Raw genomic sequence first — 23,315 nt, forward strand, 5'->3', positions numbered from 1 at the left:
AGTTTTTTTAATCCGAGACATTATAAATTGTCCGTTGAGGAAGCTCCAGCAAATACCTATAGTTGCCGCACTTCCTAAGCCGGAACGAAAAGATTTCTGGAAATGTGCGTTAGTTCGCAGACTTTTGGAGAGCTTTTGGCTTGTGGTCGTGATGTTGTGTTTGCATTTTGATCTGACGATTGCAGATCAAACTTTTAATTCCTGTAGATTTACCCTGTCTGTCCAAAGTGATTTACATAGCACCGCAATTTGCGGTGCTTTTTTTTATCTGTCGTTTACTGGCCCATCTCAACCATCTCTTTGACATCTGAGCGGTTAATCTGCTGCTGGTTGCCATTGGCATCTTTATAGCTGATCATACCGGTATCATCGTCTACTTTAGGTTTGCCAGAAGCAACAATGGTGCGACCATCATTGGTATGCATCACGTAATTGCTGGAACAGGCAGCCAGGGTAAAGGCCATGGTACACACGGCCAGCACTGCGGCGAGTTTTTTCATTTTCTATCTCCTTGCAGATTGATTGCATCAAACCACCCGCACACCGCTGACCAGAGGCAGCTGAAAAAGCAGAATCGACTGATAAAGGTCGATTTATAATGCGGGTTTTGGTTTAAACCTTGCAATAATTAGCATAACGCGCTTTCCCAGCTTTGCCAGGTATCAGACCGACTTTCAGTCTGGTCCTAAAAACTCATCACAACAGGCCGGATATGACCATTTTTACGCCCACCGCTTTTCGCCAGCAGTTTCCCGCGCTGACCGATGCCGGTGTCTATCTCGACAGTGCCGCCACCACCCTGAAACCGCTGGCGGTGATTGAGGCCACGCAACAGTTCTACTCCCTGAGTGCCGGAACGGTTCATCGCAGCCAGTTCGCCGCCGCTCGCGCCCTGACAGAACAATATGAACAGGCGCGCGGCCTGGTGGCCCGCTGGTTGAATGCTGCTGATGATCGACAAATTATCTGGACGCGTGGCACCACCGAAGCCATTAATCTGGTGGCAAACAGCTGGCTGGCAACGCGCCTGCAACCCGGCGATGAAATTGTGGTGAGCGAGGCGGAGCATCACGCCAATCTGGTGCCCTGGCTGATGGTGGCGCAAGCATCAGGCGCAAAAGTGGTAAAATGGTCGCTGGGCGCGGATCGCTTGCCCGATATGCAGCAACTGCCCAACTTACTGAATTCTCGTACGCGTCTTCTGGCGATCGGTCAGATGTCAAATGTCACCGGCGGCTGCCCGGATTTGGCACAGGCGATTCAGCTGGCGCATGCCGTCGGTGCCAAAGTGATGGTCGATGGCGCACAGGGCGTGGTGCATTGCGCACCGGATGTGCAGGCCGAAGATATTGATTTTTATGCTTTCTCCGGCCATAAGCTGTACGGGCCTATGGGCATCGGTGTGTTGTATGGCAAAGCTGAATTGCTTGAAGCCATGTCACCGTGGCAAGGCGGCGGCAAGATGCTGACCCAGGTGGATTTCACCGGTTTCACCCCGCAGCCGGTGCCGTGGCGCTTTGAGGCGGGAACGCCCAACGTGGCAGGGGTGATTGGCTTAAGCGCCGCCCTGCGCTGGCTCAGCCAGCATAACGCTGAAAAGATGGAGATGTGGAGCCAGCAACTGGCCAGTCTCGCCGAAGAACAGCTGAGTACCCTGCCCGGTTTTCGCAGTTTTCGCTGCGGCAGCAGCAGTCTGCTGGCATTCGAAATCGCCGGTATTCATCATAGCGATATCGTGACACTTCTGGCAGAGCATGGTATCGCGCTGCGCGCCGGCCAGCATTGCGCGCAGCCGCTGATGGATGCGCTGGGTGTGAGTGGCACGCTACGCGTCTCATTCGCCCCCTATAATAATTTGCAGGACGTGGATGCGCTGGTGCGCGCCATGCATAGCGCCGTAGATTTACTGAGTGAGTAACACAATGAGCACAGCCCTTCTCGCCCCGCACCCGTTTGGCGATCTGATCACCGAGGCCAGCCTGACGGAAAAATTCGCCCATTTTCATCAGTGGGAAGACCGCTATCGTCAGTTGATCCAGTTGAGTCGTCAGTTGCCAGCTTTAGCCGAGGAACTGAAAACGGCGGAGATTGAACTGAGCGGCTGTGAGAACCGCGTCTGGCTGAGCAGTCAGCTGCAAAGTAACGGTACGCTGCATTTCTATGGCGACAGTGAAGGACGTATCGTACGTGGCTTGCTGGCGGTGCTGTTGACCGCAGTGGAAGGGAAAACGCCAGCCACCCTGTTGCAACAGGATCCACTGGCGCTGTTTGATACGCTTGGTCTGCGTGCGCAGCTTAGTGCCTCACGCAGCAGCGGTTTGCAGGCGCTGGCCGACGCGGTACAGCGTGCTGCACGCCAGCACGCTTAATTCTGGCGTGCTACGCGCGCGAGGAATTTCTTCAGCGCGTGCGAAACCGCGATAAAACCAAAGGTAGCGGTCACCATAGTGGCGGCACCAAAACCTGCCGCGCAGTCCATACGCTTCGGACCTTCGGCAGTGCTACGTGACGCACACACGCTGCCGTCCGGCTGCGGATAGACCAGCGCCTCAGTAGAAAAGACGCAATCGATGCCCAGCTTGCCTTTGCTGTTTTTCTTCACGCCGAAATCGTTCTTCAAACGCTCACGTAATTTCGCTGCCAGCGGATCCTGGATGGTCTTCGCCAGATCGCTGACCTGGATCTGCGTCGGATCAATCTGTCCACCAGCACCGCCAGTGGTGATCAACGGAATCTTGTTGCGTCGACACCAGGCAATCAGCGCAGCTTTGGGTCGTACGCTATCGATCGCATCGATCACATAATCGAAGCCAACCGGCAGCAGTTCAGCGGTATTGTCTGGGGTGATAAAATCATCGATGCAGATCACCTCGCATTCCGGGTTAATCGCGCGAATGCGCTCCGCCATCACCTCGGTTTTTGCCTGGCCTACTTTCCCCTGCAATGCATGAATCTGCCGGTTAGTATTGGTGATACAGACATCGTCCATATCGATCAGGGTGATTTTGCCGATACCGGTACGCGCCAGCGCTTCCGCCGCCCAGGAACCCACACCGCCAATACCAATCACGCAAAAATGCGCGTCAGCAAAACGCTGTAACGCGTCCTGCCCATACAAACGCGCCGTGCCGCCAAAACGTTGCCGCCAGGCGTCGCTAACCACTGTCATAACAAACCTTTTGATCGTGCGGGCCGCTCAGCCCGCAGAGAAAAATTAATTAGAACCTAATAACAACGAACCATTATCACCACTTTGGGTGTTGCTGAACAGCTGTTGTCCGGCTCCCGGTGCGGCTTTCAACACCCAGACACGGCCATAATGATTGTAGAAACCGGCCAGATGGGCGGCATCCGGGCCGACGCCCTGATAGATATCAAAATGCTGGCCTTTAATGGCCCCACCGACATCCAACGCCACCATCAGACGCATTTCGTATTTACCGTTAAACTTGCCCTTCTCATTTAACTGCGGCACTTCCGCCAGCAGTGCCGTGCCGGCAGGGATCAGCGAACGGTCAGAGGCCACTGAGGCTTTAGCAATCAGCGGCACTGCGCTGGCACCTCGCACCGGTACATACTCTTCCGGTTTGAAGAACACGAAAGATTGGTTGGTTTCCAGCAGCGCTCGTACCTCAGCCGGTGAATGCTCCTGCGCCCATTGGCGAATCGCCTGCATCGACATATCTTCCCGCTTCACTTCACCACGATCGATCAATTCTTTACCGATGCTGTGATAAGCCCAGCCATTTTTACCGCCGTAGCCGAAGAAGCGCAATGGACGACCATCGCCAAAGTCCACATAGCCACTGCCCTGCACATCCATCATAAAGTTGTCGATCAGCGAGTTGCTGTAAGCGATGATGTAACGGTCGTCGAGACCACCACTATAGATAGAAGCGCGGCTGGGTAACTTCTGTCCATTTCTGCGTGGCGGCATACGGTAAATCGGGTACTGGAACTCGCCCTGGCGGGTATAGCGCGCTTCGACGACCGGCGTATAGTAACCGGTGAACTGCACATTGCCGTAATTATCAGTACCTTCCATCTGATAAGCATTAAGGCCGAACTGCCGCAGCTGGCGGGTATCGCCGCCCGACATCAGCCAGCTTTCAATTGCGCTGTAGGTACCAGTATTACGGCCATACAACCCGGTAGAGGCAGTCTGAATCTGGCGAACCTGATCGCCAAAATCCCGGCCATTGACTGGACGCCCTTTAGCATTCGGCTGGTTCACCAGACCCAGCGGCTGATCCAGCTTGCCATCAATATATTGCTGACCCCGATCCGTAGGTTTGGAGCTACAACCCGCCAGCAGCGCGAGAAATGCGCCTGTAAGTGCATACTTCACACGATTTGCTTTCATGACCTTCTCTTTTTATCGATAGTTTGCACGGCGACGATAGCAAAGGGGCAGACAGAATGAAATCCACTACCGAACGCAGCGTCCACAGCTGTACATTTAATAACCTTTCAGCAGTTTTGTTCACCAACTGACTGTAAATTTTGTGCTTTCTGTCAAAAAGAGGTTGCATCATAGCGAGCGCAGCGTATAGTGCGCATCCACGGACGCGGGGTGGAGCAGCCTGGTAGCTCGTCGGGCTCATAACCCGAAGGTCGTCGGTTCAAATCCGGCCCCCGCAACCAATTCTTCTGTAATGAAGAAACACAATGTGAAAAGTCGCACAGCGACAGACGGACGCGGGGTGGAGCAGCCTGGTAGCTCGTCGGGCTCATAACCCGAAGGTCGTCGGTTCAAATCCGGCCCCCGCAACCAATTCTTCTGCAATGAAGAAACACAATGTGAAAAGTCGCACAGCGGCAGACGGACGCGGGGTGGAGCAGCCTGGTAGCTCGTCGGGCTCATAACCCGAAGGTCGTCGGTTCAAATCCGGCCCCCGCAACCAATACAAATCAGCACCTTAACGGGTGTTTTTTTGTTTTTGTCGTCTGGAAAATGGCGGCTTCCTTGCCGCGATCATCAGCGATGCGCCAGCACCGCGCCTTGCTCAAAATACGCTTTGATGCCATGCAAAATGGCTTCCGCCACCTGGTGCTGGTAACGCGCCGTGCGCAGCTTCCTCTCTTCTTCCACATTACTGATAAACGCCGTCTCCACCAGAATCGACGGGATATCCGGCGCTTTTAGCACCGCAAATCCAGCCTGATCAACCGTACGTTTATGCAGATGATTGATGTGCCCCATCCGCGACAGCACCTCTTTACCGAACTTCAGACTGTCGTGAATGGTCTGACGTTGCACCATATCGAACATGGTGTGATCGAGATAGCGATCACCGCTCATGCTGACGCCACCAATCAGGTCCGATTCATTCTGGGTTTGCGCCAGAAAACGTGCCGCAGCGGAGGTTGCACCGCTGGTCGAAAGCGCAAACACCGAAGAACCGCGCGCCGCCCGGCTGGTAAAGGCATCCGCATGAATCGACACAAACAAATCCGCACGCTGCTTACGTGCTTTTGCCACCCGCACGCGCAGTGGAATAAACACATCTTCGTTGCGCGTCATATAGGCTTTCATATTTGGTTGTTTGTCGATCAGCGCCTTCAGATAGCGTCCCATCTTCAACACAATATCTTTTTCACGGGTTTTATATTTACCATGCGCACCGGGATCCTCCCCACCATGCCCCGGATCGATCATGATAATAATTGGACGATCACGCCCGGCTTTGCCCGGTAGTGGTGCCTGCGCAGGTTGATCGCGATCCAGATCGCCCTGGTTGTAATCCTGGAGTAACGCCAGTAAGGGATCCTCTTCCGGCGCCCGCTGGCTGGGATAGAGATCGACTACCAGCCGGTGCTTAATGCCTGCGACCGGATCGAGGGTGAAGCTGCGAGGCGCTACGCTGCGCTTCAGTTCCAGCACAATACGCACCGTATTGGGATCGAACTGCCCCACGCGTGCGGTTTTGATATAGGGATCATCAACCCGCACCAGTTTATCGACACCTTTTAGCACCGGATTGATATGCAGATTGTTGATGTCGATAACCAGGCGGTCGGGATTGCTGAGAGTGAACTGTTTGTAGTGCAAGGGAACGTTAGATTCCAGCGTAACGCGCGAGTAAGTCGACGAAGGCCAGATACGCACGGCAACAATATGCTGACTGGCCGCCAGCCCGCTGCGCGTCACGCTCAGCAACCATAAAGCGCCAGCCCCCTGTAACAATCGTCGGCGTGAAAAAAAAGGATTTACGTCAAACATGCCTCTCCAGTTACTGTGTAATGTCTAAAATATCGCCAGTTGAGTAAAAGAAGATGAAAACTTTATCCAGTCCCTGGTGCCTTCTCACTTCGGAAAAACCAGATAATGCAGGCTGTTAGCACAGGTTGCATCAGAAAATTCGTAAAGTAACGTCAGGTTCACCGCTTGCATTACGGCGCAATAAAGCATAAAAATACAAAAATTTCGAATAATCATTCACAGAGGGTTTGCCGTGAAGGAGCGTAGTACTGAACTGGTTCAGGGTTTTCGCCATACCGTTCCCTATATAAATGCCCACCGTGGCAAGACCTTTGTCATTATGCTGGGTGGCGAGGCCATCGAGCATGAGAACTTCTCCAGCATCGTTAACGATATAGGCCTGCTGCATAGCCTCGGTATCCGTCTGGTGGTGGTATACGGCGCACGTCCACAGATTGATGCCAGTATGGCGCAGCAGCAGTTGGAGCCGACGTATCACAAACATACGCGCGTTACTGATGCACAGTCGCTGGAGCTGGTGAAACAAGCGGCGGGTCGCTTACAACTGGATATCACCGCGCGTTTGTCGATGAGCCTGAACAACACCCCATTGCAGGGCGCGCATATTAATGTGGTCAGCGGCAACTTCATCATCGCCCAGCCTCTTGGCGTGGATGATGGGGTGGATTACTGCCACAGCGGACGTATTCGTCGTATCGATGAAGAGGCAATCCATCGTCAGCTGGATAACGGGGCGATTGTGTTGCTTGGCCCGGTTGCCGTTTCCGTTACCGGTGAAAGTTTTAACCTGACTTCGGAAGAAGTTGCCACCCAGTTGGCGATCAAACTGAAAGCAGAAAAAATGATTGGCTTCTGTTCCGAGCAGGGCGTGACTAACCGCGACGGCGATATCATTTCCGAGCTGTTCCCGAACGACGCCCAAGTGCGTATTGACGAAATGGAAAGCGAAGGTGACTTCCTTTCTGGCACGGTGCGTTTTCTGCGTGGTGCAGTCAAAGCCTGCCGCAGTGGCGTGCGTCGCAGCCATTTAATCAGCTATCAGGAAGATGGCGCGCTATTGCAGGAGTTGTTCTCCCGTGACGGTATCGGTACGCAGATTGTGATGGAATCCGCCGAGCAGATTCGCCGTGCCACCATCAATGATCTCGGCGGTATTCTGGAACTAATCCGCCCGCTGGAGCAGCAAGGGATTCTGGTACGTCGCTCACGCGAGCAGTTGGAAATGGAGATCGACAAGTTCACCATTATTGAACGCGATAACCTGACCATTGCCTGCGCGGCGCTTTACCCATTCCCGGATGAGCAGATTGGCGAGATGGCTTGCGTGGCGGTCCACCCGGATTATCGCAGTTCGTCACGTGGCGAAGCACTGCTGCAACGTGTGGCATTGCAGGCCCGGCAGATGGGACTGAAGAAACTGTTCGTGCTGACGACCCGCAGCATTCACTGGTTCCAGGAACGTGGCTTTACGCCGGTGGATATCGAGTCGCTGCCGGAAAGTAAGAAGAAGATGTACAACTATCAGCGCCGTTCAAAGGTGCTGATGGCGGATTTGCGTTAACCTGGGGACAAGAAGGCTAATCCCCTCAGCCGTAGCGGCGCGATTCATCGCGTAATGTCGTGCGCGATGTCGATAAAAACCCGCGCGATAAATCGTGCCGCTACAATCTCTCCAGCAACCCGCTTCTGCGCTGCGTACGTAGCTGCACCGCACGACGAAACACCCCTTCATCGCTATACAACGTCAGTTGATGGCGCGCACGCGTAATAGCGGTATAAATCAGTTCACGGGTCAGCACGGGTAAAAACTGCGCCGGAATGACCAGCGCGGTATGATCAAACTCCGAACCCTGAGATTTATGCACTGTCATCACCCAAGCCGTGTCATGTGCCGGTAAGCGGCTGGGCTGCACGGCTTTGATGGTGCCATCCGGTAATGGGAAAAAGACTTTCAGCAGCCCTTCCTCGTCTAATAAGGTAATCCCAATGTCACCATTAAACAGCCCCAGAGCGCTGTCGTTACGCGTCACCATCACCGGTCGGCCCTGATACCAGCGGCTGCCACCGGTCGGACGACGGATAAGTTGCAACTGAATCAGTTTTTGTTCAATACGTTGATTCAGCCCCTGCACGCCAAAAGGGCCTTCACGTAACGCACACAGCAGTTGGTAACGACCAAAGGCATGAATAATCGTGGCCGGGTCGGCTCGTGCGGCAACCTGGTGCAGGTAAGGTCGGTATCCCTCTGCCACCTGTGTCAGCATCGCCTGATACGCCTCCGCATCGTTCAATGACTGGCGCGAGATATCGCTAAAACCTGCCCCAAACACGCGCTCAACCGCAACGGCATCGCCCTGATTGACCGCTGCCGCCAGCTGACCAATACCTGATTGGGCGTCAAAGCGGTAACTTTTGCGTAGCAGACAGATCGCATCACGCACCAGCGGCGCGTTAGCATCCTCCCTGCCCGTCACCATACAGCCAGTGAGTTGGCTCAACAGCGCCGCCCGTGCCGGGCTGTAACCGGCTTCGCTACAGCGACAGATATCACCCAGCACCGCCCCCGCTTCTACTGATGCCAGTTGATCACGATCGCCAAGGAAGATTACCCGTGCCTGCGGCGGCAGCGCGGCGATCAGATTCGCCATCATGCCAAGATCAACCATTGAAGCTTCATCCACCACCAGCACATCCAGATGCAAGGGATTACCAGCGTGATAGCGCAGACGCTGCGTTTCTGGCTGAGCACCCAGCAGGCGATGCAGAGTGGTGGCTTCTGTCGGAAAGCTGAGTCGTTCTTCGTCGCTGACGTCAAGTTGCCGGAGCGCTTTACCAAGAGACTCGGTCAGGCGCGCAGCGGCTTTACCGGTCGGTGCAGCCAGTTGAATGCGCAGTGGATCGTTGCTCAGTCGAATGAGCGCTGCCAGCAGTTTTGCCACTGTGGTGGTTTTACCAGTGCCAGGTCCACCAGAAATCACCGCCGTTTTCTGCGTCAATGCCACCGCTGCGGCGATCTTCTGCCAGTCCTCCGGTTGCATACCAAACAGCTGGTCGAGTACCTCACGCACGCTTTCTGGCGCGAATTGCCTCGGTGCCACATCGGTGCGGAAAAAGCCTGCGACCTGCCCTTCGTTCTGCCATAACCGATGCAGATAGAGCCGTTGCTGGTTCAGGATGATGGGGGTAGCCTGCGCGCCATCACTGAGCGCGTGCCAGTCATGAAACACCGCCTGCCAGTCCTGGGGGACACCCGCAGCCTGCCAAATAGCCTGAGCCAATTCAGGATGGCGACCATTAAATAATCCCTCAAGCGTCAGCTGTGATAACGGTAAGCAAACGTGGCCTTCACCGGCTTCCGCGCTGAGGCAGGCCGCCGCCAGCAAGCGTGCCGGTTGATGGTCATCAGCTAACAGGCAGGCAAACTGGATATCCAGAGGGCGCAGCAAACGCAACGCCATCGCCTGAGACAGCAGCGCGGTCATGCTACTCATGATGTCGCTCCTTCGCCGCGAAACAGGTCATCCAATTGCGTAATGAATGCGTGAGATGGCCGGGTATGGAACACGCCGTTAACAGGTGAGCTACCATCCATTCCGCGTAAAAACAGATAGAACACACCGCCAAAATGCTGCTCATAATCGTAATCCGCCAGGCGGTGGCGCAGATAACGGTGCAACGCCAGACTATACAGCTGATACTGCAAATCGTAGCGGTGGTCGATCATTGCCTGTTCCATCGCCTGCGGCGTGTAGGCCTCATGGCTGTCACCCAGCCAGTTGGATTTATAATCCAGCAGATAATATTTACCCTGCCAGCGGAACACCAAATCGATAAAGCCTTTTAGCATGCCCTGTACCTGACGGAAATCAAGAGGTGGGGCCCTGCGGGATAAGACGTCATGTTTTTTTACCAGCGCATCCATTTTTTCGGCCTGCAACACCCCTTCAATCGGCAGAAAAAATGCCATCTCCACCAGCCGGTCCCGGGGCTGAACCTCTGCCAAATGAATACCCCGAGCATCGAGCGGAGTACTCACCACCCTGGCAATCCAGTCACTCAACATCGGTTGCCAGTGCAGCGGATAGCCATTCTGTTGTAGATGCTGCGCCAGCGCTTCTTCCGTTGGTGACTGAGTGAAATCCAGCGACTCAAAGAGTTCGTGCAGAAAAGTGCCCGGTGCGGCACCACGCGGGAAATGGTGGGGTGTTAACGCGGAAAGCTGTGGATCACCCGGTTCATCACCGGATGCATCCACATCAAACCCCGGCATCACTTCCAGCAAACGGCTGCTGCCGTGTTGTTGTAAACCTGAATAGCTGGTGACGCGCCAGGGTTCAGCCAACATACGTGTCACTTCACGTGCGCTTAAGGTCTCTTCACTGATAGTCTGTGCCTGCCAGCGCATGGCGTCAGATTCACTGGCGAGTACCACTTCAGTACCGTCCGCGTTCATCTCCGCCAACAACGCCGCCAACTGCGAAGCGGTTGCCGCTTCACCGCGTTGCAGCAGATAACCGAGTGCGCTTTTATGCAGGTCACTGGCCCCCTCTTTCTTACGCGTGCCGCGAAACAGCGGGGCTACGCCGACGCTACAGTGATACACCGAACGCGTCAGCGCTACATATAACAGGCGTAAATCTTCCGCCAGACGCTCCTGCTCCGCCAGCGCCAGGCTGGCTTCATCGTTTTGCAGATCGAGCACCGCACCGAAGTTTTCCCGGTCGTGATACAGCGCAGTATCCGCCTCACGGAAACCGGCAGCAAACGGCAGCCACACCAATGGGTACTGCAATCCTTTCGATTTATGGATGGTGACGATCTGCACCAAATGGCGATCGCTCTCCAGACGCAACTGCTGGCTGGCCGCCTGGCTGTCCGGGCGGGCAATCTGCTGCGCCAGATGACGTACCAGAGCATGAGGACTGTCGAGCTGACTGGCCGCTTCCTGCAACAATTCACCCAGGTGCAACAGATCGGTCAGACGTCGCTCACCATTTTCGGATGCCAGTAGATTTTCCGCCAGCTGACGCTCCAGCATCATCTCACGTAGCATAGGTAGCACGCCGCGTTGCTGCCACACCAGTTGCCAGCGGGCAAAGGTATCCACCAGTTGATCCCAACCGCGTTCATCCTGATCGAGTGCATCCAGTTGCGCCGCATCAAAGGCAAACAATGACGTTGCCAGCGCGGTACGCAACATACGTTCCTGCTCAGGTGCCAGTACCGCCTGCAGCAGCCACAACAACTCACGCGCTTCCGGTGTGGTATATACGCTGTCGCGGTTCGATAGATACACTGACGGGATTGCCAGTTGATTCAGTGCTTCACGGATAAGATTTGCTTCGTTGCGGCTACGTACCAGTACGGTAATGTCGGATGCCTGAACCGGTCGCAATGCCGTGGCTTTTCCCAGCAAAGCACGCTGTTCCTGGCCTGCCTGCAACCAGCGGCTGATATCTGCCGCGCACTGCTGCGCCATCAACTGCTGGTAATCACCCACGCTGCACCCTTCACCGGGCTGTAGCCAGAAGCGCAGCGCCGCTTGCGGTTGTTGATCGAGATTGAGCGTCAGCGCCTGATTTGGTGCTGCAAAGTTAACCGCCAGGAAAGGAATATCAGCAAACAGGAACGGCGCGTCGAGCCGCGAAAACAACTGATTGACGCTGGTCACCATTGGCGGTGACGAGCGCCAGTTGGTGTCGAGCGTATAGTGGGCGTTCACATCATTACGGGCGCGGATATAGGTAAAAATATCCGCCCCGCGGAAAGCATAAATGGCCTGTTTGGGATCGCCGATCAACAACAACGCGTGCTCAGGCTGATGAACGTACAGCGTGCTGAAAATACGATATTGCAGCGGGTCGGTATCCTGAAATTCATCAATCAGCGCCACCGGAAAACGCTGACGGATGGCCTGCGCCAGTTGCGCGCCTCCGGGTTGTTGCAGCGCTTCATCCAGACGACTCAGCAGGTCATCAAAACCGAGCAACGCATGCAGGCGCTTTTCTTTACGCACCGCCGCCCGAACTTCGGTTAGCGCTCGGGCGATGACCAGATCGCGCAGCGAAATTGGCTGCGCCAGGAAGAGGTCAATCGCGGCAAACAATGCATGATGCGGCGCTGCACCTTTTTTGGTTTTCTCATCCAGCACCTGTTGGCCAAAACGCGCCAGTTCAGGCGGCACCTGATAGTCACGCGTCTCACTTTGCGCCCACAGCGACACTTTACTCACCCATATGGGGAGATTTTTACTGCTGTAGCTGCGCTTATCGACACCGGAATCGCTGATGAGGCTAACAATGTCGTCACCCACCGCAGCCCAACGCGCCTTGATATCCGCAATACGCGCCAGGTTCTGCGCATGACGCGCTGCCAGCGTTTCCCCAACTGCCGGAGGGGATTGTAAGGTGGGCGTTTCGCCCTGTAGCCAGGGGCGCAGGGTGGCCAGCAATTGCTCCGGACCACTCCATTCCGCCACGATGGCTCGTGCCACGTCCAGCGTCAGGGGATAACAGTGGCGTCGCCAAAAATCGGCGGTGGCCTGTTTCTGCAGTTGTTGTTCGTCTTCAATCAATTGCTGTTCAAACAACATGCCCGATTCAAACGCATTGAGGTTGAGCATGCGCTGACAAAAACCGTGAATGGTGAAAATCGCCGCTTCGTCCATCTGCCGTTCCGCTGCCAGTAGCAGGGAAGCGGCATCTGCCGGTTGCGGAATCTCCATCAGCAGATGCGCCAGCATCGGATTGCTGCTGTGGCCACGAATACAGGCCAGTCGCAATTCGTGGATATTTGCACGAATACGCCCGCGTAATTCAGCCGTCGCGGCTTCGGTGAAGGTCACAACCAGGATCTCTTCTACCGAGAGCGGGCGAGTATAAGCCCGCTCTCCCCCTAGCCCGAGCAACAAGCGCAGATAAAGCAGACCGATGGTGAAGGTTTTCCCGGTGCCTGCGGATGCCTCAATTAATCGCTCGCCACGCAACGGCAACGTTAGCGGATTGAGCGATTCCGGGCGCAGACTCATTGGGCGTCACTCTTAACCGGCAGCGATTGTTGCAACTGGGAAACCTCCTGCCAGGTGGTCCAGTCAGGAAGTTTGGCATAATCATCTTTCACTGTGCCGTCGTGGCTGCCATCGATTTGCGAAATCATTGCCATACCCTGCTGCGCCAGCACCGCCTGCTGGAAGAAATCGGCCAGACTCGCCGGGGTCAGCTGCTGAATTTGGGCAATGACTTTTTCACGGGTATCAAAGGCAAAATTCTGCCGGTTGAAATCACGATTATAGCGATTAGCTTCCTCGTCCAGCGTTTGCGGGCGTTGTTGCAGATCGTTAATCATCGCCTGTTGATACTGCGCAAACTCCTCCGGCTTCATGCTGCGCAAACGCTGCTCAGCCTGTGGATAGAAAGCCTGGAAGCGTTGCAGCAGGAAAGCGGGTTGTTTGCTGTTGCTTTGCAGCAGGAAACCAATGCCCCACTGACGACCGACCGGCATCTGGAACGCAAATACCGCATAGCCCAGTTGCTCTACGGTGCGCAGTTGGTTGTAGAACCACGGCTGTACGATTTGGCTCAGCATGGAGCTGTTTGCCATGCTTTGATATTCGCTGTAACCCAGCGGCACATAGAGAGCGGCCAGCGCCGAATCGGTGCTGCTGCCCGCTTTCTGCAGATTGGCTTTGACCGGTTTCTCAATCGCCACATAGTTACTGTGCCAGTAGCTATGACCATCACTCTGCAACTGCTGCTTCAGGTCTTCACCCAACTGTTTAACCCGGTCGGCCGGAAGGTTGCCTACCACGATCATCTCTGGCGTGGCATGGTGGATCAGCGCATCACGGTAGTCGGTTACCTGTTTCAGGGTAATGTCCTTCACCAGCTTACGACGGACTTCTCGCTGGGTATAAGGCAGCTGCGACAGCATCTGCATTGGCTGAATCGCCAACTCAAAGGCTTTGCCTTTGTCGGCGGATTCCAGTTGATCGAGATACCAGGATTTAGCCTGCTCCAGTTGCTGCTCTGTCGGTGTAAAGGTGGCATAGCCTTCCACCAGCTTTTTCAACAGCTCCGGCAAACGCTGGGTAAAGCCGCTGGCGTTGAATTCCAGCCCATCATTTTCCCCGGTGGAGAAACTGATACCCCCGACTGATGCCTGTGAGTTCAGCTGATCCAACGCCAGACTGGAGAGATAATCATTCAGGCCAAACAACACTTGTTGCTGTGCATCACTGATCGCCGCTTTATTACGCAGCGCCAGGGTAATGGCGGCTTTAGGTTCGCTGGCGTAGAACTGGCTCGGCATCCAGAAAATGCGCATGCTGTCGCCCGTGGTCAGCGCCACCGGATGGGTATAGGTTTTACCATCGGACGGCATGATCGAGAAATCTGACGGGATATAAGGGTTAAGCGTCGGCAGCGACAGCTGGATATCAGCCGCACGCTGCTGCCAGTCACTGAACTGGGCATCGCTGATTTTATCCACCTGATAAGGCGCATTAACAAAGTAGGCTTCTTTGTTATGCGGCTCCTGCGGACTGATGTACCAGATACGTGCATTTTGCGGTGTCATCTCCGCCAGACGCGCTTTAATAGCCGCTGGATCATAATCATCGGCCAGGTATGGCGCATCCAGCGCATGCTCGATAGGCACGCGCAACATAGTATCAACCAACCATTCGATGTAATCCATATCACGGGTGATGGAGGGATAACGGAAATCCAGCGCCAGCACATGGGAAACTTCATCGAAATAGGCTTTATCGATGCCTTTATTGCGCAACATATCGAGGTAACTGAAGATTGCCGCCACCACCTCATCACGCTGCGCCAGGCCTTTGTCGGTCAGAGACACGGTAATGGCAAACACGCCGCTGGTACGTTCGGTCATCGGATCGGCCCCGGCGTTAACACCATCCGCCAGTCCCTGCCGTTGCAGCCAGTCATTCAGGGTGTTTTTGCTACGATTTCCTAGCAGGTAACTGATCAACGTATCCGTTTTGCTTCGAAAGCGGTCGCTATTGTTGGCAATGCGGAACTCAATTTTCAGTTGCTTGCGCGGCTGGGCTGGCACGTAATGAATGATGATGCCTTTTTGTGCATCGGTCACCACCGGTACAGTGATATCCGGGACTTTAGCCTGATGATTGGCGACGCGACCAAAGGTTTTCGCCGCAATATCCGCCATTTCGGGTAAAGGTTTGTTGCTGTAAATCACTGCTTTCATCAGGTTAGCCGAGTAATGGCTGTGATAGAAATCGAGCAGTGCCTGGTGCAACTTGCTATCGGGTTTGTCCTTCAGCGTATCGAGGTTACCGCCAGAGAAACGTGCGCCAGGATGTGCCGGGTTGAGGGTCTCCGCCCCCACCTGCGCCATGCGCAACCCATCGCGCGAGCGCGCCATCGTCAGTTCCGCATTCACTGCATGGCGTTCACGATCGACGTTTACCGGATCCAGCAACGGCTCGGCAATGGCATCAGCCAGACGATCTACCGCCGGTTGCAGTGCATCATTTTCCACTTCCAGATAAAATGCCGTGCGATAAGACGCGGTGCTGGCATTGTGGCTACCGCCATGCTTTTTCAGGAATTCTGCGAGGTTATCCGGCTGCGGATAGCGTTTCGACCCCATTAGCACCATATGTTCAAGGTAGTGTGCCAGCCCCAATTGCTGATTAGGATCGTCGAGAGATCCTATCGGTAAGGTCAGAGCTGCCAGCGACTTCGGTGCGGCGGGATCGGAGACCAGCAATACGGTCATACCGTTTGTCAGCATTATCGCCTGATAGGCGCGTGGATCGTGATCGCTTTTACGAATGGTTTCATTGACTGGCTGCCAGCCACGTTGCTCATCAGCCACAGCAAACAGTGCCGTGACACTCAGCAGCAGCGCCGCTATCCAGCGTGCGTAAATCCGCATTTAAACCCCTTACGTTACCCTTTACCGCTGGCTGTGCACCTGGCGGTCAAAAAAAGACTTTTTTATAGTGGTGAGGACGACATCCTGTCACACCGTCACCCGATCGCTATTCATCATCCTGATGTGCCAGACGCACCGGCAAATACCAGCGTCGTGCCGCATCAGTGATTGCCTGTAATGCCGCGTCATCAAGCACGCGACTCAGACGCTGGAGGTAGGGATCGCTGCCCTCGCCTTCCAGTTGAAAACCACCCTGCCAGGCCTGTAACAACCGACTACGCGCTTTGTTCTGCGTCGCCTCGTCATCCAGTAACTGGCCGGTTTTGCTATCAAAACTAGCTTCCAGCCAGGCTCCGCCTGATTTATTCAACAGCATCAGTGGCTGCGTTAGCCCCGCCTGATACCCGGCAACATACTCCTGCAACAAACTCAGCGCCTGCTCACCGGGCAGTGCGCTGAAATGCCAGCGGCTCTGTTTACGCCCATACATGCGGCTTGCGCCGCTGCCTCCCAGCGCGCAATACACCAGATGCTCCAGCCACAGCAGTAAACCATCATTCATATTGAGTACGCCCGGACGCCAACGCAGCAGTCCATCAGCTTGCACCTGGGTAAGCCAGCCGGTCAACTGCACATCGCCAAGACGCAGATCAACTTCCCAGCTTTCTGCCGCCTGGCGTTGTCCACTGACTTCAGCAGCCACTTCCTGCATCTCTTCGGTCTGGCTTTGCCAGAAAAGTTCCCCAAAAGCACCATAAGGCAGGTTACCGGCCGCGCGATGACGGGTATACAACTGTGTCGGATCATCACCCGCCACCAGGGTATTCAGCAGCTGCGCGTTAATCTGATAACGTTCGAGACTGTCAGGAGCGAAGGGTTCGCTGTCGGGCAATTCACTCTCTTCCATCCAGAAAGCCACGCCCAGCCGCTGCTGGAACCAGGCTCGCACCGGGTGACGCCAGAAACGCAGCAGTTGTTCCAGCGATAAGGTGGTAAGTGGCAACGCATCCAGGGGCTGGATAAAATCAGATTGTGCTTCCCCCTGTCCTGCGGCAGCAGGCAACCACTCTGCGGCAAAGCTTTGCCCGTGACGTCCTGGCAGATAGTTTTCTGCGGCAAATGGCATACGACTGTGCAGGATCTGCAAGTGTTCCCGCACGCGCTGCTCGCTAATATCCGGCTCACAGGTTTCGTCGCCTGGCAGGCAAAAGCTCTGACCGAGATAATCCACCAGCTCTGTGACCAGCACCGAAGGATAGCGCTCCGTGTTGTCCTGAATGGCACGCCCGATGTAACTGATGTATAGCTGTTGCTGCGCGGAAATTATCGCTTCAAGGAACAGATAACGGTCATCATCACGGCGGCTACGATCGCCTTTACGCATCTGTTGCTGCATCAGGTCAAAACCCAGTGGTGCCAGGGTGCGCGGGTAGACGCCATCATTCATGCCCAGTAAACACACCACCTTAAACGGGATCGAACGCATCGGCATCAGCGTACAGAAATTAACCGGCCCTGCAAGGAATCGCTGACTGATTCGTTGCTGATCGAGTCGCGAGCGTAATTCATCACGCAGTAACGTCACCGGGATCGCCTGTTGATAAGAGGCATACATACCCTGCTCGATAATCTGCTTCCATTGGGTTTCCACCAGCATCAACGCCGCTTCGCTTTCGCTATCCCCCTGGAAAAAACTCTCGATCAATTCACGGCATAGCGGTAGCCAGTCATTAAGGGTGCGTTCCTGTGCCAACCGCGTGCGCCATGCATCCAACTTTGCCAGTAACTCCGCCAGATACCCAGCCAGCTCAGCAATCAACCCGGTGGATTCGTCGTAAGGCAGGATGCCCTGCCAGTCACCGTTGCGGCTCTCCAGCGCATAACCGAGCAACATACGTTGCAGGCCGAAGCGCCAGGTGTGCTGTCCGGTGACTGGAAGTTCCAGTGCCTCAACGCTGGCATCATCCAGCCCCCAGCGAATCCCTGACTCCACCACCCAGCGGCGCAACAGGCGTAACCCGCTTTCATCCACCGAGAAACGCTGCGCCAGCGCCGGAACTTCCAGCAATGCCAGCACCTCTTCCGAGGCAAAACGGCTGTCCGGTAATGCAAGCAGGCTCAGAAGCGCCAGAATCGCCGGATGCGCCTGACTGGCACGGCGATCAGAGATAGCAAACGGCAAATAGCGTGCAGAAGGCGCGCTGGCGAACACCGCCTGGATAAACGGCGCATAACTGTCGATATCTGCCACCATCACGATGATATCGCGCGGCTTCAGGTCGGGATCGGCCTCCATCAGCGCCAACAAATGATCCTGTAAGATCTCCACTTCACGCTGGGCGCTATGGCACACCTGAATGGTCAGCGAATGGTCCTGCGGGTCCAGCAAACGCTTGCCGTGGCTATCCGCCAGTTCCCCCGCATTGACGCCAATCACCGCATTGTCTTCCAGGTTAAGTAAATCCGCCTGCAATGCATGCAACAAGGTATCCGTGGGCATCTCCACAAAGGCATCAATATCGTTAGCGGCCGCTTCCATCTGACTGAGCAGAAACAGATTATCGCGCCCTAACTTGCCCCAAGAAGCCAACAGCGGATTGGTTAACTGTTGTTCACCGGCGTCATTAAACAGCGCCTGGGCCACAGCAGGATCGCGAAACAGCGGTTGCTGCTCATCTGAATGCAACCGGCGACGCTGGCGGCTCTGGAGTTTCGCCAGAAATGCGTAATCCTGAATATCGCCCCAGTAATGACGACAGGGATTGGTGAACAGCAGATGAATATCGATGTGGCGCCCCAACGCCTCCAGCGCCTGTAAATAGACTGGCGGCAGTGCTGAAATACCGCAGATAAACACGCGCTGCGGTAGACCTGGCGGCGGACTATCTGCCTGTTCCAGCGTCCGGATAAAACGCGCGTACAAATTGGCACGGTGCCAGAGTGGCTGGCCAAGGCTTTCAGTAAAGCTGACCAGGTCGCGCCATAATGCCGCCTGCCACTGCTGCGTATCACCTAAGCCTTCAATAAGATCGCCACGTTCCCAGCTATTCAGCCAATCCGAGCGATACACCAGATATTGGTCAAACAGGTCTGCAACGCGCGTGCTGAGCTGATACAGCTTGCGCTTATCATCGTCGTCATGCAGGTAATGACGCAACGACTGAAACGCTTCTTGCTCCAGTAAGGCAGGCAGCCGATGCATCAGTTTCCAGCTCATACTGGCTTTCGTGAAGGCACTTTCCTGAGGGATATCCGGCAACACCTGCACAAACATGTTCCAGATAAAGGTGGCTGGTAGCGGAAAATCGATGTTTGCCGCAATGCCAAAGCTCTGCGCCAGTTCCATTTGCAGCCATTGCGCCATTCCGGGGCTTTGTACCAGTACTTGTTCAGCCGCGAGAGGGTCCGTAAGGGGTTCTGATTTAATCAACGTGACCGCCAGATCTTTTAACAGGTCAAGTTGATTGGAGTGGTAAACCCGGAACATGAAGACTCCTGATAAATTAAAAACGGTGCAGCCCGGTCACTCTACCCTGTATCGTCGGGGATGCCTATCGCCAGGACACAATCAGGGGGAAACACAATCCAGCCGCGTCAGTGACGCTTGACGCTGCTGCGGACCACTTACGTTCACCCGATGCAGTATGCAGTTACCGGGCTGAAGTTGCTGCTGACGCTGAATCTGCCAGCCAGGCACATCGCGCCCCAGCAGCGCCTGCCCTGCCACCTGCCACGCCTGACGCTGTTGCCATTGTTGGCTAAAACTCAGCGTCAATACCCGATGATAGTGCAGCAACGCGCTGATGCTCATTGCCAGCAGCAGCATCGCGACCAGGGTTTCCGCCAGACTGAACCCCTGTTGCCCCCTGACATAATCCGGCGTCGGACAGCGGGCAGTAGTCGATCCAGCCCTGTGGCCTGGGTTTGACCTGGTTGCCCTGAGTTGATACCCAATGCCATAGCGCCAGCTCCCGTCCCGCCCCTCTTCCCTGTAATAACCCATTATCCCCCTCCAGCCGCAACAGGCAGCTACGCCACTGTTCTGCCGCCCAATCCACGCATTGCCAGCCTTGAGTATCCGGCCAGCTTTGCACCATACCCCATTGCAACGCGCCCGCAGCCTGCCAGAAGTCTTGATGGTAGAACTGTTCATCCGCCACCAGCACCAAATCCTGCGCCAGCCGGGTACGTGTGGCATGTAACGTGAGGCCGCCCATCAGCAACACCATCAGCACCATACCCAGCGTGCTACTGCCCGCCTGATTCACAGATTTTCTCCCGTCATCCAACTCTCCAGCCTGGCCGATTGTTCGCCTGCTTTTCCTGCCAGCTGCACAATCAAACGTCTCGCCTCGCGTTCAACGTTGAACTGTTCCACAGTCATAAACTCAGGGTCGGTTAAACGTTCCCAGCCACTGCCATTGCAGTCATCCACGCCGCGTTGCATTTCAAGCTGACCACCACGCAGCCGGTAGCCATAGAGTTCGCTGTCGCTATGGCCGACACCCTCCCAGCGGCCATTGCTGTTTTCATCCCAGCGCAACAAGACACAGCTGCCGTTTTCCCGGAGTGTCAGTGCCGGGCCACTGCATTCCCCGTTGCAGTAGCCCGCCCGCCGTAGCGCTTTTTGCAGCGTCTGGGTGATTTGTTGTAGCTCCTGCTGCAACTGCACCCGCTGTTGTAAGCGCAGATTTTCTGCCAACAGCAGCGGTAAAAATCGCCCAGCGCTCAGCATCAACACCGCCCCGACTGCCATTGCCATCAGCATTTCCAGCAGGCTAAATCCCGCCTGGCCTATTCGCATCCCTTATCTCCCGGCTGGCAGGCACGAATGCGTGCACGCGCTGAAATGATCACTCGCCAGCGCCCGGCACTGTTTTCAAGATCAATACTGCCAGCCCGAGCCACATCTCGACGGCCATAGAAACCCGGTTCTCCGATAATACCGACCAGCCGCACACCGGCATGAGGTGGGGCATATATCCAACGGGAAGTTGCCTGACATCCCTCTGGCGGGCGCGGTCCACTGCCGATACAGCCTGATACACCGGGCAGCAACCACAAGCCAGCCTCGGTGTTTTGCCAGCTGGCATGGGCACGCAGCCGCAACAAAAAGCCCTGGAGTTGCAGTACGCTTTCCCGCAGTTGTTGCTGCTGTTGCCAGCGTTGCCATCCCTGCATCATGCCCAAACTCAGCACACCTACAATCACCATCACCACCAACAGTTCCGGCAAGGTGAAGCCGTTTTCATTGTTTCTGTTCATGGCTGCCAGACTGCGTGATCGGCGTGATTGGCTCAAGGCGGGGAGATGGATTCTGGAAAAGATCGCTCAGGGAATAAGGCGAAAATACAGCGGGTTACAGGATTTTGCGAGATAGATCTGGAAAAGTCATGGGGGCCGGAAAAATTTTATCGCGCGTCTTTGTGCCGAGGCGCAAAAAAAACGGCGCGATAAATCGCGCCGTTACGTTACAGAGAACGTGGTATTAGATCGCTACCGGGGCTTTGATGGCCGGGTGCGGATCGTAACCTTCAATCTCGAAATCTTCGAACTGGTAGTCAAAGATGGAGGCGGGTTTACGTTTGATGACCAGCTTCGGCAGTGGACGCGGTTCACGGGTCAGTTGCAGGTGCGCCTGCTCCAGATGGTTGCTGTACAGATGGGTATCACCACCGGTCCAGACAAAATCACCCACTTCCAGATCGCACTGCTGCGCCACCATATGCACCAGCAACGCGTAGCTGGCGATGTTGAATGGCAGACCCAGGAAGATATCACACGAACGCTGATACAGCTGACAAGAGAGTTTACCGTTCGCCACATAGAACTGGAAGAACGCGTGGCAAGGTGCCAGCGCCATCTGGTCCAGTTCACCCACGTTCCACGCCGACACAATGATACGGCGTGAATCCGGGTCACGTTTCAACTGCTCAATCACCCGGCTAATCTGGTCGATTTGTTCGCCATTAGCGCTGCCCCAGCTACGCCACTGCTTGCCATATACCGGACCGAGATCGCCGTTTTCATCCGCCCACTCATCCCAGATGGTGACTTTGTTATCCTTCAGATAACCGATATTGGTGTCACCTTGCAGGAACCACAGCAGCTCATGGATGATCGAGCGCAGATGGCACTTCTTGGTGGTGACCAGCGGGAAACCATCCTGCAAATTGAAACGCATCTGGTGGCCAAAAATGGAAAGCGTGCCGGTGCCGGTACGGTCAGCCTTTTCTGCGCCTTCATTCAGCACATGTTGCATCAGATCCAGATACTGTTTCATTTTACCTCACGGGGTTGTTGCTGTGGGTGACGACGATACGCCCAGATCATCATAATCACGCCAGCCAGAATCATAGGCGTCGAGAGAATCTGCCCCATGCTGATGCCGCCGTCGAACAGACCCAGCTGTGCGTCCGGCTGACGGAAGAATTCAACAATAATACGGAATGCGCCATAACCGATCAGGAACAGACCCGATACGCTACCCATCGGGCGCGGTTTGCGAATAAACAGATTGAGGATGATAAACAGCACCACACCTTCCAACATCAGTTCATACAGCTGCGACGGATGCCGTGGCAGGACGCCGTAGGTGTTCAGCAGCGACTGATACTGTGGGTTGTTCACGGCCAGGGCAACGTCTTCACTGCGCGAACCCGGGAACAGCATGGCGAATTTAAAATCGGGTGCCACCCGGCCCCACAATTCACCATTGATAAAGTTACCCAGGCGACCCGCCCCCAGACCAAACGGGATCAACGGTGCAATAAAATCAGAGACCTGGAAGAAGGTGCGTTTAGTGCGACGGGCAAAAATCAACATCACCACGATCACGCCAATCAGGCCGCCGTGGAATGACATGCCACCATCCCATACTTTAAACAGATAGAGCGGATTCTCAAGGAACAGCGGCAGGTTATAGAACAGCACATAACCAATACGGCCGCCGAGGAAAACGCCGAGGAAACCGGCATACAACAGGTTTTCCACTTCCTCTTTTTTCCAGCCGCTGCCTGGCTTATTGGCGCGACGCACTGCCAGCCACATAGCGAACACAAAGCCCACCAGGTACATCAAACCGTACCAGTGGAGCGAAATCGGCCCGACGGAAAAAATCACCGGGTCAAATTGGGGAAAAGCGATATAGCCGTTAGTCATCTTTCACCAT

17 protein-coding genes and 3 tRNA genes are annotated in these 23,315 nt (G+C 55.2%); 6 read left to right on the top strand and 14 right to left on the bottom strand.

Annotation, left to right across the window (positions count from 1 at the left end; translation table 11 throughout):
• Positions 1-275: 275 nt before the first annotated feature.
• Positions 276-500 (bottom strand): YgdI/YgdR family lipoprotein, encoded by a 225-nt coding sequence (locus tag AC6I8W_RS16490; protein WP_013510266.1) that lies wholly within the window; start codon positions 498-500, stop codon positions 276-278.
• Positions 501-712: 212 nt separating this feature from the next.
• Between AC6I8W_RS16490 and csdA the strand changes: the two genes are divergently transcribed.
• A complete protein-coding gene (csdA, locus tag AC6I8W_RS16495; protein ID WP_497835868.1) occupies positions 713-1,918 on the top strand; it encodes a cysteine desulfurase CsdA in 1,206 nt (401 codons plus the stop codon).
• 4 nt (positions 1,919-1,922) lie between these two features.
• Entirely contained in the window at positions 1,923-2,369 is a 447-nt protein-coding gene (gene csdE / locus AC6I8W_RS16500; RefSeq protein ID WP_497835869.1) for a cysteine desulfurase sulfur acceptor subunit CsdE, read from the top strand.
• Here csdE and tcdA read toward each other — a convergent pair.
• Both tcdA and mltA read right to left on the bottom strand, forming a co-directional pair.
• Positions 2,366-3,169 (bottom strand): tRNA cyclic N6-threonylcarbamoyladenosine(37) synthase TcdA, encoded by an 804-nt coding sequence (tcdA, locus tag AC6I8W_RS16505; protein WP_497835870.1) that lies wholly within the window; start codon positions 3,167-3,169, stop codon positions 2,366-2,368. The genes csdE and tcdA overlap by 4 nt on opposite strands.
• Before the next feature lie 45 nt (positions 3,170-3,214).
• The gene (mltA, locus tag AC6I8W_RS16510; protein ID WP_497835871.1) at positions 3,215-4,363 is read right to left on the bottom strand and encodes a murein transglycosylase A; all 1,149 of its coding nucleotides are present in this window, start codon (positions 4,361-4,363) and stop codon (positions 3,215-3,217) included.
• A gap of 204 nt (positions 4,364-4,567) precedes the next feature.
• Between mltA and AC6I8W_RS16515 the strand changes: the two genes are divergently transcribed.
• From AC6I8W_RS16515 to AC6I8W_RS16525, 3 genes are all read left to right on the top strand, one after another.
• Positions 4,568-4,644 (top strand) — tRNA-Met (locus AC6I8W_RS16515).
• A gap of 53 nt (positions 4,645-4,697) precedes the next feature.
• Positions 4,698-4,774, top strand: a tRNA-Met gene (locus tag AC6I8W_RS16520).
• A gap of 53 nt (positions 4,775-4,827) precedes the next feature.
• Positions 4,828-4,904 (top strand) — tRNA-Met (locus tag AC6I8W_RS16525).
• A gap of 74 nt (positions 4,905-4,978) precedes the next feature.
• On the opposite strand, the gene amiC is transcribed toward AC6I8W_RS16525, so the two are convergent.
• Entirely contained in the window at positions 4,979-6,223 is a 1,245-nt protein-coding gene (gene amiC, locus AC6I8W_RS16530) for an N-acetylmuramoyl-L-alanine amidase AmiC (RefSeq protein WP_497835872.1), read from the bottom strand.
• 232 nt (positions 6,224-6,455) lie between these two features.
• Here amiC and argA point away from each other — a divergent pair, with 232 nt between their 5' ends.
• Positions 6,456-7,784 (top strand): amino-acid N-acetyltransferase, encoded by a 1,329-nt coding sequence (gene argA, locus AC6I8W_RS16535; RefSeq protein ID WP_480365432.1) that lies wholly within the window; start codon positions 6,456-6,458, stop codon positions 7,782-7,784.
• A gap of 100 nt (positions 7,785-7,884) precedes the next feature.
• Here the strand turns inward: argA and recD are convergent, their stop codons facing one another.
• From recD to lgt, 10 genes are all read right to left on the bottom strand, one after another.
• Positions 7,885-9,714 (bottom strand): exodeoxyribonuclease V subunit alpha, encoded by a 1,830-nt coding sequence (gene recD, locus AC6I8W_RS16540; RefSeq protein WP_497835873.1) that lies wholly within the window; start codon positions 9,712-9,714, stop codon positions 7,885-7,887.
• The gene (gene recB / locus AC6I8W_RS16545) at positions 9,711-13,250 is read right to left on the bottom strand and encodes an exodeoxyribonuclease V subunit beta (RefSeq protein WP_497835874.1); all 3,540 of its coding nucleotides are present in this window, start codon (positions 13,248-13,250) and stop codon (positions 9,711-9,713) included. Before recB ends, recD begins: the two co-directional genes overlap by 4 nt.
• A complete protein-coding gene (gene ptrA / locus AC6I8W_RS16550) occupies positions 13,247-16,144 on the bottom strand; it encodes a pitrilysin (protein ID WP_497835875.1) in 2,898 nt (965 codons plus the stop codon). The genes recB and ptrA overlap by 4 nt, the downstream gene beginning before the upstream one ends.
• Positions 16,145-16,250: 106 nt before the next feature.
• Positions 16,251-19,631: an exodeoxyribonuclease V subunit gamma gene (gene recC, locus AC6I8W_RS16555; protein WP_497835876.1), complete on the bottom strand. Its 3,381-nt coding sequence runs from the start codon at positions 19,629-19,631 to the stop codon at positions 16,251-16,253.
• Between the two features lie 81 nt (positions 19,632-19,712).
• Positions 19,713-19,991 (bottom strand): prepilin-type N-terminal cleavage/methylation domain-containing protein, encoded by a 279-nt coding sequence (locus AC6I8W_RS16560; protein WP_497838214.1) that lies wholly within the window; start codon positions 19,989-19,991, stop codon positions 19,713-19,715.
• Entirely contained in the window at positions 19,903-20,412 is a 510-nt protein-coding gene (locus AC6I8W_RS16565; RefSeq protein ID WP_497835877.1) for a DUF2509 family protein, read from the bottom strand. The genes AC6I8W_RS16560 and AC6I8W_RS16565 overlap by 89 nt, the downstream gene beginning before the upstream one ends.
• Positions 20,409-20,948: a prepilin peptidase-dependent protein gene (locus AC6I8W_RS16570; protein WP_497835878.1), complete on the bottom strand. Its 540-nt coding sequence runs from the start codon at positions 20,946-20,948 to the stop codon at positions 20,409-20,411. Before AC6I8W_RS16570 ends, AC6I8W_RS16565 begins: the two co-directional genes overlap by 4 nt.
• The gene (locus AC6I8W_RS16575; protein ID WP_497835879.1) at positions 20,939-21,409 is read right to left on the bottom strand and encodes a prepilin-type N-terminal cleavage/methylation domain-containing protein; all 471 of its coding nucleotides are present in this window, start codon (positions 21,407-21,409) and stop codon (positions 20,939-20,941) included. Before AC6I8W_RS16575 ends, AC6I8W_RS16570 begins: the two co-directional genes overlap by 10 nt.
• 223 nt (positions 21,410-21,632) lie before the next feature.
• Entirely contained in the window at positions 21,633-22,427 is a 795-nt protein-coding gene (thyA, locus tag AC6I8W_RS16580) for a thymidylate synthase (protein ID WP_497835880.1), read from the bottom strand.
• Positions 22,424-23,305: a prolipoprotein diacylglyceryl transferase gene (gene lgt / locus AC6I8W_RS16585; protein ID WP_013510281.1), complete on the bottom strand. Its 882-nt coding sequence runs from the start codon at positions 23,303-23,305 to the stop codon at positions 22,424-22,426. The genes thyA and lgt overlap by 4 nt, the downstream gene beginning before the upstream one ends.
• Positions 23,306-23,315 lie beyond the last annotated feature (10 nt).

The organism is Pantoea sp. X-Soil-TKNS-1211 (genome assembly GCF_059730495.1).

Bases quoted from the DNA above. Each gene is read 5' to 3' on its own strand.
- AC6I8W_RS16490 (WP_013510266.1), bottom strand. From the start codon at position 500: ATGAAAAAACTCGCCGCAGTGCTGGCCGTGTGTACCATGGCCTTTACC.
- csdA (WP_497835868.1), top strand. From the start codon at position 713: ATGACCATTTTTACGCCCACCGCTTTTCGCCAGCAGTTTCCCGCGCTG.
- csdE (WP_497835869.1), top strand. From the start codon at position 1,923: ATGAGCACAGCCCTTCTCGCCCCGCACCCGTTTGGCGATCTGATCACC.
- tcdA (WP_497835870.1), bottom strand. From the start codon at position 3,169: ATGACAGTGGTTAGCGACGCCTGGCGGCAACGTTTTGGCGGCACGGCG.
- mltA (WP_497835871.1), bottom strand. From the start codon at position 4,363: ATGAAAGCAAATCGTGTGAAGTATGCACTTACAGGCGCATTTCTCGCG.
- amiC (WP_497835872.1), bottom strand. From the start codon at position 6,223: ATGTTTGACGTAAATCCTTTTTTTTCACGCCGACGATTGTTACAGGGG.
- recD (WP_497835873.1), bottom strand. From the start codon at position 9,714: ATGAGTAGCATGACCGCGCTGCTGTCTCAGGCGATGGCGTTGCGTTTG.
- recB (WP_497835874.1), bottom strand. From the start codon at position 13,250: ATGAGTCTGCGCCCGGAATCGCTCAATCCGCTAACGTTGCCGTTGCGT.
- ptrA (WP_497835875.1), bottom strand. From the start codon at position 16,144: ATGCGGATTTACGCACGCTGGATAGCGGCGCTGCTGCTGAGTGTCACG.
- recC (WP_497835876.1), bottom strand. From the start codon at position 19,631: ATGTTCCGGGTTTACCACTCCAATCAACTTGACCTGTTAAAAGATCTG.
- AC6I8W_RS16570 (WP_497835878.1), bottom strand. From the start codon at position 20,948: ATGCGAATAGGCCAGGCGGGATTTAGCCTGCTGGAAATGCTGATGGCA.
- AC6I8W_RS16575 (WP_497835879.1), bottom strand. From the start codon at position 21,409: ATGAACAGAAACAATGAAAACGGCTTCACCTTGCCGGAACTGTTGGTG.
- thyA (WP_497835880.1), bottom strand. From the start codon at position 22,427: ATGAAACAGTATCTGGATCTGATGCAACATGTGCTGAATGAAGGCGCA.
- lgt (WP_013510281.1), bottom strand. From the start codon at position 23,305: ATGACTAACGGCTATATCGCTTTTCCCCAATTTGACCCGGTGATTTTT.